We start from the raw sequence: 16444 nt of genomic DNA, 5'->3' as shown, positions 1-16444 counted from the left end.
TTTCTACACATTAAACAGAAAGTGCATCACATCTCCGTCTTTCACGATATATTCCTTCCCTTCTGACCGTACAAGACCTTTTTCTTTTGCGGTTGCCAAGTTTCCTCCGCACTCCATCAATTTATCATACGCTATTGTTTCTGCTCTTATAAATCCCTTCTCGAAATCTGTATGTATTTTTCCTGCTGCCCCCGGAGCTTTGGTTCCTCTTTTTACTGTCCACGCTCTTACTTCAGGCTCTCCTGCAGTAAGGAAAGAAATAAGATCCAGAAGCTTGTATGAAGCTTTTACAAGCTTATCCAGACCGGATTCATTTATTCCCATCTCTTCGAGGAACATAATCTTTTCATCATCCTCAAGCTCCGCCATCTCAGCTTCTATCTTAGCACATACCACAATAACATCAGATCCCTCACTCCTCGCAAAATCTCTGACTTGTCTGATATACTCATTATCCTCGGCAGCTGCGTCATCTTCTGAAACATTAGCTGCATAAATCACGGGTTTATATGAAAGAAGTTCAAGATTCTTTACAAACTCGGCTTCTTCCTCAGTAAGATCCATGGCTCTCGCAGATTTTCCCTCTCCAAGAAACTCCGCTATACGTTTAAGCAGATCCAATTCTTTCTGAAGACTTCTATCACCCTTCAAATTTTTTGTCGTTTTCTGTATACGTCTTTCCAAAACCTCCATATCAGACAAAATAAGCTCGGTATTTATAGTTTCTATATCCGATATCGGATTGATCTTGCCATCTACATGAACTACATTGGCATCATCAAAGCACCTTACCACATGAACGATGGCGGCTACTTCTCTTATATGCCCCAGAAATTTATTGCCAAGGCCTTCACCTTTTGATGCTCCTTTTACCAGTCCTGCAATATCGTAGAACTCTATAGTGGCATATACTGTTTTTTTTGAATTATATACCTCATGAAGAACCTTGATCCTTTCATCAGGAACAGTGACTACCCCTACATTCGGTTCTATAGTACAGAAAGGATAATTGGCCGCCTCTGCTCCGGCTCTTGTTATAGCATTGAAAAGTGTACTCTTTCCTACATTAGGCAAACCTACGATTCCTAATTTCATTTTATCTTCTACCTGTACGGAAATCTTTGATCTTTAAAGATTTCTTCCTTTCATTAAATTTATTGTACGCCTCTGCCACACCTGTTTTAGAAACTGTGTACTGCGTTTGCCAGTGATTCATTCATAACATGAACATATCTGCCCATTTCTGTCTCAATACTTGCGTGTCTTATTATATAGTATTGCTCTGGCTTTTTCAATGTGATACATTTAAAATACTGCGTCTTTGATTTTCAGAATTTCAAAAAATATTGAAGGCATTGAAAAAGTTCCCACATATCAACTTATATATGGGAACTTCCGACTTTTTCTTTAACTGTTTTTACTATGACGTCTGTATAATATAATATATGCAATGACGCAAAGTATTATCACTGTTGCGCTAAGTACCTGCGCCTGCCTGAATGGGCCTATCATAAGACTGTCAGTCCGCAGCCCTTCCACGAAAAACCTTTCTGCTGAATACAGCCCGCAGTACAGCAGTAATGTCTGCCCTTCAAATCTACGCCTGTTATCTATATATATGAGAAAAAGGAACAACAAGAAGCACCAGATAGACTCATATAAAAATGTAGGGTGAACCGACTGCCCATTTACAGTTATGGCCCAGGGCAGATCAGTAGGCCCACCATGAGCTTCTGAATTAAAATAATTTCCCCACCTTCCTATAGACTGAGCGACAGCTATACAGGGGGCCGCCAAGTCCAATACGTTAAGAGGCCGTATTTTCCATATAGAACAGAGTATCATCACAATGATGAATCCCATTATAAGCCCCCCATGTATAGCAAGGCCTCCGGCTCTGATATTTAATATGTCTTTTATATTTCCTGAATACATAGACCAGTTAAACATCACATAATAAATCCGTGAGCCTATTATTGCCAAGGGAATACATATTATAACAAAATTAAGAATCTGATCTGAAGTCAGATCATGTTTAGGAGCTCGTCTGCAGCATATTATTGTGGCAATGATCATTCCCGAAGTTATCAGAACCGCGTACCACATTATATCAATACCAAAAACAGAGAAAGCTACCGGATCAGGTGTAGGCATATTTTCCTCCTTCTACTGACAGTCTCGTTCAAACCTTCTTAATAAACTTAGTCCCGCAATGCGGACAGCTTATATTTATTTTCCCTGCCCCTTTGGGAACTCTGAGTTTCTCACCGCAGCCCGGACATCTCAATATCTTATGATCCTTGTCCTTTACTTTCCCATTCCATCTGGATGTACTGCCGCCGGCATATCCTCCTGCCCCCGATGACTTCTTTCTGAATCTTGCAGTCAACTGGAGGAATTTTTGATTCTCTCTGTATCTGGCATTTACGTTTCTCGAAAACATTCTGCAGTATACATATATCAACAGTATTACTGCGATCAGATACAAAACCCTCCATCTTATAAACATATCAGCTATCACAAGTATAAGAGCAATAACCAAAAGAAATCTATTTAAATTATCAGTCCCGTACCGTCCTCTCATTAAATTAGCAAACCACATTCCAAATCTGTTCATCCAAATACCTCCTGTGCTGCTTCTACGGATTTCATAGCATCTTTGCAGTAAAAATCCGCACCTATTTTTTCTGCATAATCAGCTGTAAGCACTGCTCCTCCCACCATAATCCTACAATCAGGAGCCGCTGTTTTAACAGCTATTATGGTTTCTTCCATACTTTTTAATGTAGTTGTCATCAATGCACTTAATCCCACCAATTTTATATTTTTTTCTACTACTGTCTCAACAATTTTCTCGGATGGTACATCTCTTCCCAGATCAATCATCTTATACCCGTAGTTTTCCATTATTACCTTCACTATATTCTTCCCAATATCGTGAATGTCCCCCTTTACAGTAGCAATAACAACTTCTCCCAGTGATACTGATTCCTTATCTGATTCGGCGAGTCTGGTTTTTATTATATCAAATCCCGCCTGCGCTGCGGTTGCCGCCTGCAGCATCTGAGGAAGGAATATGGTTCCTTTTTCGAACCCCTGTCCCACATTATCAAGAGCCGGAATCAGAAAATCATTTACCAACTCCATCTCACTGTGATTTTCAAGAAGTTTTTTAACAGCAGCTACAGTATCAGCTTTCATTCCTTTTTCTATACAATAAAATATATCCGAATCACTGTAAGAACTTGTATCTGAAGAATCTGCAGCTCTCTTTTTAACAGTTTTAGAAATTTCCGGCTGACAGTCTCCATATCTTTCTATGTATCTGACAGCATTTTCATCTACATTTTTAAGAACATTAAAGGCAAAAACCGCGGACATCATATCTTCATCATTAGGATTTATTATAGGCAGATCAAGGCCGCACTCCATAGCCATCGCCAGAAAAGTCCTGTTCACCAGAATCCTCATAGGCAATCCGAAACTAATATTTGAAACACCCAGAGCTGTTTTGAGGCCGAGTCTGTCTTTGATCATCCTGACAGCTTTAAGCGTCTCTCCTGCTTCTTTCTGCTGAGCAGACACTGTCAAAGTAAGACAGTCTATTATAAGATCTTCCCTGGGAATTCCGTATTCCAGAGCTTTATCAAGTATTCTTTGTGCTATGGCAAATCGGTCCTCAGCTTTGTCAGGTATACCTGCGCTGTCCAGAGTAAGCCCTATAACTGCCGCCCCATACTTCTTCACTATGGGAAATATACTGTCCATAACTTCAGGTTCTCCGTTTACAGAATTTACAATAGCCTTGCCATTATACACCCTTAATGCCGCTTCAATAGCCTTAGGATTTGACGAATCTATCTGAAGAGGCAGCCCGGTTACAGACTGAAGTTTTTTGATGACTTCAGGCAGCATTTCAACATCATCAAGAGATGGGACACCTACATTGACATCAAGTATTTCAGCGCCTGCATCTATCTGTTCTATAGCTTGATTAAGTATATAATCAAAATCCTTTTCTAAAAGTGCTTGTTTAAGCCTTTTCTTTCCGGTAGGGTTTATCCTCTCTCCTATCACCGTGACATGATCCACCGTAACCACATCAGTACTGCTGCATATACGGAGACCATGTTTTATACTTTCTTCTTTCTGCGGTTTCTGTACAAGGCTGTCTCTGTACCTGGCAATCCCCGATATATATTCAGGTGTTGTTCCGCAGCAGCCGCCCACCATATTTATTCCGCAGTCTATATATTCTTTCATGGTGTCTATAAACTGATCGCAGCTTATGTCGTATTTACCTGTTTCAGGATCAGGAAGACCTGCATTTGGTTTAGCAAACACCGGAATCGATGTAAGACTCCTGAGCTTTCTTGCCATAGGCAGTATCTCTACCGGACCTAATGAACAATTTATTCCCATAGCGTCAACACCTAATCCTTCAAGTGTAAGAGCCATCGCCTCAAGGCTGACTCCAGTAAAAGTTCTCTCATTTTCCTCAAAAGTCATGGATACCATAACAGGGAGCTTTGAATTTTCCTTTACAGCCAGTACAGCCGCCTTCACCTCATAAAGATCCGTCATTGTCTCTATGACCACAAGATCTGCGCCACAGTTTTTTCCGGCATTCACGATCTGCGAAAAAGCATCATAGGCTTCCTCAAAAGTCAATGTACCCATCGGCTCAAGCAATTCTCCCAGCGGTCCTATGCCAAGAGCTATCTTTACATCTCTTCCCGAAGCTTTTGACGCCTCATTCCGCGCTCGGTCTGCGACATTCATGGCACAGACAACCGCTTCCTCCAAAGACATATCAAGCTCATCCGCCTTGAACTTATTTATTCCGAACGTCCCTGCATATATTATATCCGCTCCTGCATTTATATATTGAGTAAAAATGTCATACCAAATTTCCGGATGTTTCAATCCAAACTGAGTAGTTGTTTCTTCCGGATTCATCCCCGCTTTCTGAAGCATGGTCCCCATAGCTCCGTCTAATATATATATCTTATCTCTAAAATCAATAGCCACAAAATTTTCCTTCTTTCCTGAGTGTACATTTATCTTTTAAAACACATTCCCCGCACGTAGCCAGCCGCCCTGTTACCGGATGTTCGGAAAGGCCGATCAGCGCCGTTACAGATTTTCTCGGTATCATCAAATTACTTGAAGTCACATTGAGACCTATCTTTCGCTGTCCATCAACATATGATATAACACTCTTCTGCATTCTGAGCGGTGAATCCCCGTATCCAGGACTGAATCTTGAAGTAACGTATTCATCAACATTGTTTCTGATGTATTCTTCAAACTTATCACAGAGGCTGTCCACCAAAACAGACGCACCACTGTCCATTATCACTGCTTCAGCCATATCAGATATCTGCATCTTTCTGATGGCATTATCCACACCTATGCCAAGCGTAAGAGCCATCACTGCAACTTTATGGCATCCTTCGAGATGCTTTTGAAGAGAAAACCCTTCTACTCTAACATCTTTCCTGTTCATCACACGATATACTGCTTTAGGTTTTGCTGACTCAAACAGAATTTTCTCAGCTTTATCCAGCCTCGCTATCAAAGAATAATCATCTTTATCTCCTGCTCCCAGCGCATTGAGCCATCTCTTTCTGGAAATAGGTTCTGTTATATCTATATTCATCGCTTAATACCTTATAAAAGATCCTTTATATTGTCATAAACTCTCAAAGCTACTTTAGGATTATTCATTATATAAAGATGTATCCCATCCACTCCGCTTTTTATCAGATCTCTTATCTGATCCGACGCATACTGAATACCTGCCTCAAAGAGTTCTTCCGGCTTATTTTCATAAAGGCCTATCATCTTTGTAAAATCATGAGGAAGACTCGCCCCGCTGAGAGCGACCGTTCTCTCTATTTGCCTTGAATTTATTATAGGCATTATCCCCGCTGATACAGGTACATTTATCCCCATCATTCTGGCTTTCCCAACAAATTCATAAAAAAGCTGATTATCAAAGAAAAGCTGAGATATCAAAACCTTTACTCCGGCGCCTATCTTATATTTAAGATTCTGAATATCCTCATCCAAAGACTTGCTCTCATAATGACCCTCAGGATAACATGCGCCTAAGATCTCAAGATCGTCATTGCATTTTCTCTGCACCTCTATAGCCAGCTCATTAGCGTGATGAAAATCCTTCTTTATATCCTGATCCGGAACAATATCTCCTCTCAAGGTAAGAACATTTTTTATATCGGCCGCTTGAAAGCGCCCTATCATCTCTTTAACATCTTCTCTGGATGAATTTATACATGTTAAATGTGCCAGAGTCTCTATGCCGAATCGCTTCTTAATATTGGATGCTATTTCACATGTATAATTGTCCGTCATACTCCCACCGGCCCCATACGTAACACTTATAAAATCAGGATCACACACTTTCAGTTTTTCTACAGTTTCATAAATCGAATCTATATTAGCCTTTTTTTTCGGAGGAAAAATCTCCATAGAAAAAACAGGTTTTTTTTGCTGAAACATTTCAGGTATTTTCATAATAATCACTTCCTATATTTTTTTATTTAAAATGCTGATAAAAACATATTTTACCGGTCATTATTTAACAATATATTATACATGCTAATATAAAGCAATGCAATGTTTTAGCAATTATGATATACTACATAGACCATTATAACAAGAGAAAAGAGGATATTGACATGAAAAAGTTCAGCAAATACTTTGATCATACACTTTTAAAACCTGAATCAACACAAGCGGATATAAAAAAACTCTGCAAAGAAGCCGCTGAATATGACTTTGCTTCCGTATGTATCAATAGCTGTTACGTAAAAACTGCCGCCGAAAATCTTAAAAATACCCATGTAAAAATAACCTCAGTAGCCGGATTTCCTCTCGGCGCTATGACTACTGAAGCCAAAGCTTTCGAAATAGAAAACGCTCTTTCAGATGGAGCAAATGAAATAGATATTGTCATAAACATCGGTGCATTGAAAGACTGCCGATATGACTATGTAGAAAATGAACTGTCTATGCTGTCAGATCTGTGTCATAAACAAAACGCACAGATCAAAGTTATCCTTGAAACATGCCTTCTTTCAAATGATGAGATCATAAAGGCATGCGAAATAGCCTCATCAACAGGAGTTGATTTTGTAAAAACTTCCACAGGCTTCAGCGAAGGAGGAGCCTACCCACATCACGTTGAACTGATGGCAAAATCTTCTTCAGACAATGTAAAGGTCAAGGCTTCCGGAGGCATCAAAACTCTTGAAGATGCATTAAAAATGATAGAAGCCGGCGCCGACAGACTTGGATGCAGCGCTTCAGTCTCTATCATGAAAGATTATCTTAACAAAAAATGATCACTTAGCTTTCCACATCATTATATTGTCTATGAATCTACATTCAAGCTCATCTCTATCCTGAAGATAAGTTATATAACTTTTTGCTGTAGATGAAAGCAACGCATGCTGAGAAACAGTTGATCTCATGCCCATTTTTTCATACATTTTTTTCAGAATACCGTCAATAGACATATACTCGGTACATATATCTTTTATCATTCCAATCATTTTCATTATATTGGCTGTATTCAAATCTGATATCTCTGTTATATCCTTTTCAGCTACACCATGGGCCGGTATAAAAAGGACTCCCTCAAGAGTTTTTATGCATTTCAGTGTATTCAAATATCCTTCTACATCATAAAGATATCCGAAACTTCGTTTTTGCAGATATTTTCTGCTGAGATATGAATCAGCCAAAAACCAGATGTCATCGGAAGTTTTCAATCCTATCATTCCAAATGTATGCCCCGGAAGATATATCCAGCTTATGCCTTCCAAGTGATTTCTTTCAATAGACTCAAATCCTATCATCCCGGGATGAGAAAATATATTGCGAAGTCTCCTGCATGGATATCCTCCATTCATATAGGCAGCCTCCAGATCTGAATAATGCGCAAAAGCCATATCATATTCCGTACAATATGCAGGAATATGATATTTTTTCATGAGATACTCATTGCCTCCAAGATGATCTATATGAGTATGGGTATTTATTATATAATCCACAGACCATCCCTGATTGCTTATGATCTCATCTATGCTCTCTCCGTCCCCTTTGGAACCTGTATCTATCAGACATACTCTGTCCCTGCCTGTCATATATACGCCTATATTGGTATCATGTTCAATATAATATGTCTTCTCCCCTACTTGTTTAAGCCTCATACCTCAGATCTCTCCTTGATTTAACATATTCTCGGGAGTCCCTCTCCGTAAAGCACATCAAACCTTCTGGTGGCTCCCAGTCTTGTTTTTATATAAGCTCCGCTCCCCGTTTTCACAGTTCCTATAATCTCAGCATTTTTTCCATGCTTCGTGTTTCTAATAGCCTCAAGAGCTTTATCTGCATCCTTTCCCGAAACGACTGCTATCATTTTGCCCTCGTTTCCCATATATAGAGGATCAAGACCAAGGATGTCACAGAATCCTCTTACCTCATCATCTACGGGAATACTTTCTTCATTCAATTCTATCATGCATCCCGAACTATCGGCAATTTCGTTGAGAACCGTACCAAGTCCTCCTCTTGTAACATCTCTCATCGTTTTAACATTTATACTGTTTTCAAAAAGACTGTCCACAACGTCATTTAAAGCTGCACAATCGCTTTTTATATGGTTTTCAATCTCCATTCTATGGCTCAATATACACGCATGATGATCTCCGAGGTTTCCTGACACTATCACCACGTCTTCCGGTTCACAGTTGCTGCTGCTGACATTTCTTCCGGCCGGTATCTCACCGATGCCTGTCGTATTTATATACAGCCCCCCGTTTCCTTCAATAACCTTTGTATCTCCTGCAACTATAACAACACCGGCTTCACGAGCCTGTCTTGCCATAGACTCCACTATTTTATCAAGAAGCCCCGTTTCAAGCCCTTCCTCCATGATAAAACCGCATGTTATATACTTTGGAACTGCACCCATCATCAGAAGATCATTGACTGTGCCGCATACACACAGCTTGCCTATATCCCCGCCGCTGAATATCAGCGGTGTAACTACGAATGAATCAGTGCTGCACGCAATTTTACCGCTTACATCAAGAACTGCCGCATCCTCCATTCTGTCCAAAATCTCATTTTTAAAATATTTTCCGAATATATCGCTCATAAGCTGAGCAGAAGATTTACCTCCGCTTCCGTGAGCCATAGTTATTTTCATCGCAATTCTCCTTAATGAACATTCCTGTACCATATGCCACATGCTCCCTCGGATGAAACCATACAAGGTCCGAAAGGATTCATAGGACTGCACTTTTTTCCAAACATAGGGCATTGATCCGGATTCATTCTTCCTACTATCACATCACCGCATCGACATTCTGAAGGAAGCTCCATATCTTCATACAGATCTCTGCTGCCCCCGTCATACCGGCTGAACGGTCCTGTAAGATACAGTCCCGAATCTTCTATTATACCAAGACCCCGCCACATAGCCGGACCTTCTTCAAAAGCGTATTCCATGACTTCTACCGCCTTTTCATTGCCGCTCTGTTTCACTGCGTTTTTATAAAGGTTCTCTGCTTTAGCCTCACCGCTTTCCAGTTGTCTTACAATCCTATATATGGCTGCCAGTATATGTTCAGCTTCAAAACCCGCTACCACAAAAGGCTTATTATAACATCGGGCCAAAGGTTCATAAACACGGCTACCTGTTATAACGCTCACATGACCTGGACATATAAAACCATCCACATCCTCTTGGTTTTCACATATCCACTGTAAAGCTGGTATAGCCTTTTTTAAAGCTGTAACCAGTTTTATATTCTCTATACCCTCCCGGCGAGCTTCCTTTATCATCAGAGCATATGCAGGCGCAGTAGTCTCAAACCCTACCGCAGCTATAACATATGTGATATCCGGATTTGCTTTTGCCTTATCTATAGCTTCAAAAGGTGAATACATTATCTGTATATTCACATTGCCATTTCCTTTCACCTCTGACAGGCTGCCTTTTTCCCCCGGTACTTTCATCATATCCCCAAACGTAAGCAGTGTATGGTTTTCTTTTGACGCATACTCTATACATCTGTCTATATATGCTGTAGGCGTAACACATACAGGACAGCCCGGTCCTGATATCAGCTTTATTCTGTCTGATATCAAGCTCCTTATGCCGTTTTTAAATATAGCCGCCGTATGAGTCCCACATACTTCCATTATTTTCAACTTTTTACCGTCATACGCCTTCAGATAATCAATTATCTCTTTTATATCCATTATTTTACTGTAATTCCTCCAGTTCGGTAAACAACTCTATCAATTCCTGAGCTTTATCCTGTTCCATAACTTCTATGGCACAGCCCGCGTGTACCAGTACATACTGCCCCACTTTAGGTTCCACAAGCCCTGTATTTACATCAACCGTATTTCCGTTAAAATCCACTTTTGCTTTACCGTCTGAAAGCTCCATAACCCTTCCGGGTATAGCTATACACATATTTTCCTCCTCAGGGATCAGAAAATATCAGATCCCTTAATATGATTTTCCAAACCTTCATCATTATACAATTATTTGCATGATTCGTAAACACATTCGGACCTTATATTTATTACCAATTGCACAGAAATACTCTTCTGAAAAATATTTATATTTATTTTCTCGATCTTTGAGATTTAAACGATTTTTGACATACTTACTGTATAACAAAAACACTCGGTATACTTATATACCGAGTGTATCAAAACTGTCAGAATTAAAATCCGCTTACCATGAAACTATTTTTCTTTTTTACTGTGTTTAAACGCTATGGCGCACGATACTGCGAAACCTCCCCATAATCCAACACATCCTATTACCATCAAAATGATTGCGCTTGTACTCATTTCGCTGCCTCCTTTTGTGAGATTTTATCAAGGTCCGCATATCCTTCCTTGCCTTTCATTGTTGTAAGAAAATCTGCAAGAACAACGACAAACAATATACATCCCCATCCAAAAACATTTACATCAGCAGATGAATAATTACCGTATCCATTAACAATAAAATCCTTTGTATTAAGAAACAGCATTACTCCCAGAACTATCGTCGTTACAATTCTCAGAGAGTATGTCCACCACTGACCTATACTGAAATTAGAAAACTCATTGGCCTCTTTACGCAGTTTCTCGGGGTTAAAGAATCTCGTGATAAGAATCACTTCTATAACTCCGCCTGATGCAACACCTATATTATTGATAAAGGCATCGACTATATCAAGTATATTCATTCCGGCTCCTGTAATAAACAGTATGCTGATAACAAATGTCGGAACAAGAACAATAGTCACAGCTTTTTTATGCTCTATATCAAATTTATCATGGAAGCCCGAAACAACTGCCTGAAGGATCGATACCATTGACGTTATCCCTGCTGTAAGCAGCGCTCCGAAGAAACAGATTCCAAACAATGCGTTCAGAGCGGGAAGTTCGCTTATAGCTGTCGGGAACGTCATAAACGCCAATCCTATGCCCGATGATGCTACTTCCTCTACCGAAACACCCTGCTGCATGGCCATAAATCCCATGATACTGAAAACTCCAATACCTGCAAATACTTCGAATCCATGATTCGCTGTAGCTGTTATAAACGCACTGTTTACCACATCTGTTTTTCGCGGTAAGTAACTGGCATACGCCAACATTATAGCAAAACCTATAGACAGACTGTAAAAAATCTGACCGTAAGCAGCTACCCATACTCCCGGATCCTTAAGCGCCTCCCAGTCAGGCTTAAACATATATTCAAGTCCATCAACAGCTCCGGGCAAAGTTATTCCCCGTATTACAAGCACAAGAGTAAGAACAAATAATATAGGCAGACATATCCTGCATATCATCTCTATTCCCTTGCTCACACCTTTATACATAACAAAGGCGACAATAGCCCATATTATTATAAACGGCAGTATCAAATTAGTTCTGATCCCTCCAAAGTTCAAAGCACCATCCGTAAGACCCAGATATTCCATAAAAAATCCGGAAGGATCAGCGCCCCACGCCTGTGTAAACGAAAATCCTATGTAACTGAGTACCCATACAATGATAGCGAAATAATATGTCCCTATGACAAACGCCACCATTACCTGAAACCATCCGATCCACTCGAACTTACGATTAATCCTTGCCCAAGTAACCGGAGCTCCTCCTCTGTATGTCTTTCCCATAGTATATTCCAGAATCAAAATAGGTATACCGGCCGTAATAATAGCAAAAAAATACGGAATCAAAAATGCTCCGCCTCCGTTGGTAGCTGCAACATACGGGAATCTCCATAAATTCCCCAGTCCTACTGCCGAGCCTATAGCCGCCATTAAAAAGCCCAGCTTGTTATTCCATTGGTCTCTCAAAATATTTCACTCTCCTCAAAAAAAAATAATGATGACAACAACCACATAATCATCACGTAATGTGTCCAATAATTATATATTGACAAAGCAGGAAATGTCAATATATTCAAAGATTATCCGATCAAAATTTCCCTCGATGACCATTTACATAATTGTACAGACCCTTATGAACATGATATAATATTACATAAAAAAGAAAGAAGGTGTTCTTAATTTATGAAAAAAGAAACTTTAGACTATATTGTCAAAAAAACTCACGAACTTATAAACGCTCCTACTTGCAGTGCAGAAACAAAAGAATCTGCAGAAAGATGGCTCAATGCAGTCGGAACCGATAACGAAAAGGAAGAAACCATAAGATACATTGCTGAGCTTGAAGCAGATATCATGCCTATAGATAATCTCATAAATTTTGCGAGTTCTGAAAAAGGGAAGGAATATTTCGGAGCTGATAATGCATTAAGCATAGAAAAACATGCCATACAGATAAAGGCCAACGGCGCCAAATACTGCGACTGCCCTGCATGCTTGATTGTTTCCGATATACTGGACAGAAAAAATGAAATGCTTTAAATCTATTTTACTTTTATGGGGAAAATACTGATATGCATGAATATCCAATAACAGAACAAATAATAAAAATAGCCACAGATCACTGCAAAAAATCCGGCGGAAAAAAAGTAACAACAGTAAATCTTGTGATTGGAGACTATTCCGGATACGTAGGTGAATCTGTCCAGATGTATTTTGATATAATAGCTCAGGATACTATATGCGAAGGTGCTCTTGTAAACATAAACCATATAAAACCCAAGCTCAAATGTCCGCACTGCGGAGAGCTTTTCGAAAAAAAGCCCATGTCCTTTGAATGCCCAAAATGCGGAGAGCAAGGAGAACCTACCGAAATAGGCAAGGAGTTTTACATCGAAAGCATAGAAATAGAATAGATTATTTAAGCAAATACAGCGGAGGGAATAAAAATGCATGACATAAAAAAAATAAACGTAATGGAAGGCATATTAGATGAAAATGATCACATAGCCGGACATGTCAATGAGCATATGACTGCTCACGGTATATTAGTAGTAAATGAAATGGGTGCACCGGGAGTAGGCAAAACCACTACACTGAAGAATTTAGCCAAACATCTGGACATCAAACCATATGTAATCGAAGGTGATATAGAGTCTGATATCGATACCAAAGATCTCAATTCACTTGGAATAGAAACTCATCAGATCAATACTCACGGCGAATGCCATCTTGATGCTCCTCTTGTGCAACACGCCACAGAACATATAGCATTTAGCGAACCGGGCATCCTCTTTATCGAAAATATCGGCAATCTTGTATGTCCTGCAGAATTCACCATAGGTGAACATATAATGATGCTGATTTCCACTGTTACTGAAGGAAGCGACAAACCCTATAAATATCCTCTGGCATTTGAAAAAGCAGATATAATCCTCCTTAACAAAATTGACCTGGTACCATATCTGGATTTTGATGAAGAATATTTTATGAAGGGTGTAAGAGCACTCAACAAGAATGTTCCCGTATTCAAAGTTTCGGGAAAGACTGGCGAAGGTTACGAGGAGGTAGCTAAGTGGCTGCAAAACAAAGCGAAAGAATTAAACTCTGGGGAATAGTCCAAGGAGTAGGATTCAGACCATATGTCGCAAAAATAGCCGATAAGTTCAATATGAAGGGGCAAGTTCTGAATATAGGCGGCCTGGTGGAAATAACCGTAACAGATACACCCCTTCGTATATCTTCATTCATAGATGAACTTGTCCGCAGCAAACCTGCACCTGCAGAAATTGTTCACATCAAACGCGAACCTATTAAATATTGTGATTTCGATACTTTCACCATTATCAAAAGCGACAGAGGAGATAATGAGGCAGCTATGCTTCCGGCAGATCTGGCTATATGCCCTGATTGTCTCCGCGAACTTTACACCAAAACAGATCCACGCTATCAGCATCCTTTTATAAGCTGCATGATATGCGGACCAAGGTACACCATCATAGATAAAATACCTTATGACAGAGAAAATACAGCTATGATGGATTTTTCTATGTGCAGTTTCTGTAAAAATCAATACACAGATCTTCACGACAGGAGATATCATGCCCAGACTATATCCTGCCACAACTGTGGACCGCAGCTTTTATGGAAGGAAAATCCCAATGCCTCAGACACTGTAATATCAAATTTAGAAGGTGATAGTGAAATACTGGACAATGCCTCGAAAATATTAAAAAATGGCGGTATAATAGCATTTAAAAGCGTCGGAGGCTATAATCTCCTTGCTGACCCTTTTAATGATAAAGCTACTGCAAAACTCAGACATATCAAAAATCGGGAATCAAAACCTTTCGCAGTGATGTTCAGAGATGTTGATCAAGTTAAAAATTACTGCAGCATAGACGATATTGAGGAAAAACTTCTGAATTCTTCAGCTCGCCCTATAATACTGCTGGAACATAAAGAACTTCCGTATGAAGAAATAAAAAAAAGCCGCTTCATAGGCAGCTTTCTGCCAAGCTTCGCCGCTCAATATATACTCCTTGACCGTATAAGTCCTCTCATATTTACCAGTGCCAATATTTCAGATATGCCTATGATAAAAGATGAAGGCGAAATGATTGAGATGATGAATGGAAACCCTCTTATAGACGGTATGATATATAATGCTCGCCAGATAAGAGTCCGAGCAGATGATTCTGTAGTACGCGTTATAGATGGCCAGCCTCAGATGATAAGAAGGTCAAAAGGTTATGCCCCTGTCCCGCTTTATATCGATATTTCAGACACAAAAAACAATAACAATGATTTCGCTATAAATTTTCATCAGAATCACCCTGATACCAATTCATCTCCTGTATCAGACAGCAATATCACCAAAAAATTAAAAAATGTTAAAAACAGCACTGATCCTCTTATGATCCTTGCATCCGGCAGCCAGCTGAAAAATTCTTTCGCTGTTACCAAAGAACATTTCGTTTATATGAGCCAGTTTTTCGGAGACATGGATACTGTTGAAAACCAGAATCTGTACAGTGAAAATATCGACAGATTTTGCGGGCTTTTCAGAATAAAACCCAATGCAGTCGTTTGTGATATGCATCCGCTCTATTACACAACAGGTTTTGCCGAAAATTACGCTAAAACTTATAATCTGCCGTTGATAAGAGTTCAGCACCACCACGCTCATGTTGCTTCGGTAATGGCTGAAAACAATCTGTCACAACCGGTTATAGGGATAAGTTTCGATGGTACAGGATATGGTACTGACGGATGTATATGGGGTGGAGAAATATTCATATGCCATAAATCAAAAGCCAAAAGAATTGCCCATTTGAAATATGTAGATATGATAGGAGGCGACTCATCTGTAAGAGATGCAAGACGCTCAGCTATAAGTTATATTCATGCATACGATAACGGATATCTTAAAAATAATCCTTCCGCTGAAGGCCACTGCAAAGATATAACAATAGATATTTCTGACATAATATCTTTTGGCAGAAAAAGTTTATTAGACCAACCTGACTCAAAACTTATAACCGCCGCTTTGAATTCCGGGGTCAATACAGTTCGCAGTTCCAGCATGGGAAGGCTTTTCGATGGGGTATCTGCTTTGCTGGGAATAAAAAACCACAATAACTACGAAGGCCAATGCGCCGTTATGCTTGAAGATGCTGCTTCATTTGCAAAAAAACATCCCGGAGTCGATACTGTTTCCGACCTCGCACTACAATTTCACAACAAAGTCATTGATGCCATCGTAAATCAATGTATTGCAACACGTAAAAAATATGGTCTTTCACAAATAGTTCTTACCGGAGGTACTTTCCAAAACAAAATTCTCATGGAAGGCGTACTTGAGAAATTAAGAGACTGCGGCTTCATACCATATTATAATATTTCAGTAAGCCCTAACGATGGAGGTATTGCATTGGGGCAGGCCTATGTGGCAATGCATGAAATACAAGACCTTCTAAAAAAATGATGATACAAAAGGAAAATAT

Annotated in this window: 17 protein-coding genes; 5 read left to right on the top strand and 12 right to left on the bottom strand. The window is 39.6% G+C overall.

Annotated features, from left to right (window positions below; translation table 11 throughout):
- Positions 1-3: 3 nt before the first annotated feature.
- From ychF to metF, 6 genes are all read right to left on the bottom strand, one after another.
- Positions 4-1095 (bottom strand): redox-regulated ATPase YchF, encoded by a 1092-nt coding sequence (gene ychF, locus H8692_RS06890; protein ID WP_177270362.1) that lies wholly within the window; start codon positions 1093-1095, stop codon positions 4-6.
- Positions 1096-1407: 312 nt separating this feature from the next.
- A complete protein-coding gene (gene lgt / locus H8692_RS06885; RefSeq protein WP_187525311.1) occupies positions 1408-2154 on the bottom strand; it encodes a prolipoprotein diacylglyceryl transferase in 747 nt (248 codons plus the stop codon).
- 28 nt (positions 2155-2182) lie between these two features.
- Positions 2183-2617: a TFIIB-type zinc ribbon-containing protein gene (locus tag H8692_RS06880; RefSeq protein WP_243206935.1), complete on the bottom strand. Its 435-nt coding sequence runs from the start codon at positions 2615-2617 to the stop codon at positions 2183-2185.
- Positions 2614-5031: a homocysteine S-methyltransferase family protein gene (locus H8692_RS06875; protein WP_346727761.1), complete on the bottom strand. Its 2418-nt coding sequence runs from the start codon at positions 5029-5031 to the stop codon at positions 2614-2616. The genes H8692_RS06880 and H8692_RS06875 overlap by 4 nt, the downstream gene beginning before the upstream one ends.
- Positions 5021-5662 (bottom strand): vitamin B12 dependent-methionine synthase activation domain-containing protein, encoded by a 642-nt coding sequence (locus H8692_RS06870; RefSeq protein WP_177270359.1) that lies wholly within the window; start codon positions 5660-5662, stop codon positions 5021-5023. Before H8692_RS06870 ends, H8692_RS06875 begins: the two co-directional genes overlap by 11 nt.
- A gap of 11 nt (positions 5663-5673) precedes the next feature.
- Positions 5674-6540, bottom strand: coding sequence for a methylenetetrahydrofolate reductase [NAD(P)H] (gene metF, locus H8692_RS06865; RefSeq protein WP_177270357.1), 867 nt, complete (start codon positions 6538-6540; stop codon positions 5674-5676).
- Positions 6541-6704: 164 nt separating this feature from the next.
- On the opposite strand from metF, the gene deoC reads away from it, so the two are divergent.
- On the top strand, positions 6705-7370 hold the full coding sequence (gene deoC / locus H8692_RS06860; protein ID WP_187525310.1) for a deoxyribose-phosphate aldolase: 666 nt from the start codon (positions 6705-6707) through the stop codon (positions 7368-7370).
- Here deoC and H8692_RS06855 read toward each other — a convergent pair whose 3' ends face one another.
- From H8692_RS06855 to H8692_RS06830, 6 genes are all read right to left on the bottom strand, one after another.
- A complete protein-coding gene (locus tag H8692_RS06855) occupies positions 7371-8240 on the bottom strand; it encodes an MBL fold metallo-hydrolase (RefSeq protein ID WP_177270353.1) in 870 nt (289 codons plus the stop codon).
- Positions 8241-8260: 20 nt separating this feature from the next.
- Entirely contained in the window at positions 8261-9241 is a 981-nt protein-coding gene (gene hypE / locus H8692_RS06850) for a hydrogenase expression/formation protein HypE (RefSeq protein ID WP_177270351.1), read from the bottom strand.
- 11 nt (positions 9242-9252) lie between these two features.
- On the bottom strand, positions 9253-10299 hold the full coding sequence (gene hypD, locus H8692_RS06845; protein ID WP_177270349.1) for a hydrogenase formation protein HypD: 1047 nt from the start codon (positions 10297-10299) through the stop codon (positions 9253-9255).
- A gap of 4 nt (positions 10300-10303) precedes the next feature.
- On the bottom strand, positions 10304-10519 hold the full coding sequence (locus tag H8692_RS06840; RefSeq protein ID WP_177270347.1) for a HypC/HybG/HupF family hydrogenase formation chaperone: 216 nt from the start codon (positions 10517-10519) through the stop codon (positions 10304-10306).
- A 278-nt stretch (positions 10520-10797) separates the two neighbouring features.
- Positions 10798-10905, bottom strand: a complete 108-nt coding sequence (locus tag H8692_RS06835; RefSeq protein WP_177270345.1) for a methionine/alanine import family NSS transporter small subunit — start codon at positions 10903-10905, stop codon at positions 10798-10800.
- Positions 10902-12407: a sodium-dependent transporter gene (locus H8692_RS06830; protein WP_187525309.1), complete on the bottom strand. Its 1506-nt coding sequence runs from the start codon at positions 12405-12407 to the stop codon at positions 10902-10904. Before H8692_RS06830 ends, H8692_RS06835 begins: the two co-directional genes overlap by 4 nt.
- Positions 12408-12623: 216 nt before the next feature.
- Here H8692_RS06830 and H8692_RS06825 point away from each other — a divergent pair, with 216 nt between their 5' ends.
- The 4 genes from H8692_RS06825 to H8692_RS06810 are packed head-to-tail and all read left to right on the top strand — an operon-like array spanning position 12624 to position 16425.
- Entirely contained in the window at positions 12624-12980 is a 357-nt protein-coding gene (locus H8692_RS06825; protein ID WP_187525308.1) for a molecular chaperone Hsp90, read from the top strand.
- Positions 12981-13012: 32 nt separating this feature from the next.
- Complete coding sequence (gene hypA / locus H8692_RS06820) at positions 13013-13354, top strand: hydrogenase maturation nickel metallochaperone HypA (RefSeq protein WP_177270339.1); 342 nt, start codon at positions 13013-13015, stop codon at positions 13352-13354.
- A gap of 33 nt (positions 13355-13387) precedes the next feature.
- Entirely contained in the window at positions 13388-14056 is a 669-nt protein-coding gene (gene hypB, locus H8692_RS06815; RefSeq protein WP_177270337.1) for a hydrogenase nickel incorporation protein HypB, read from the top strand.
- Positions 14014-16425, top strand: coding sequence for a Kae1-like domain-containing protein (locus H8692_RS06810; protein ID WP_187525307.1), 2412 nt, complete (start codon positions 14014-14016; stop codon positions 16423-16425). Before hypB ends, H8692_RS06810 begins: the two co-directional genes overlap by 43 nt.
- Positions 16426-16444: the final 19 nt, after the last annotated feature.

The organism is Lentihominibacter hominis (assembly GCF_014385065.1).
In the GTDB taxonomy this organism is placed as follows: domain Bacteria; phylum Bacillota; class Clostridia; order Peptostreptococcales; family Anaerovoracaceae; genus Lentihominibacter; species Lentihominibacter hominis.
This window is presented reverse-complemented; position numbering and strand designations above follow the sequence as displayed.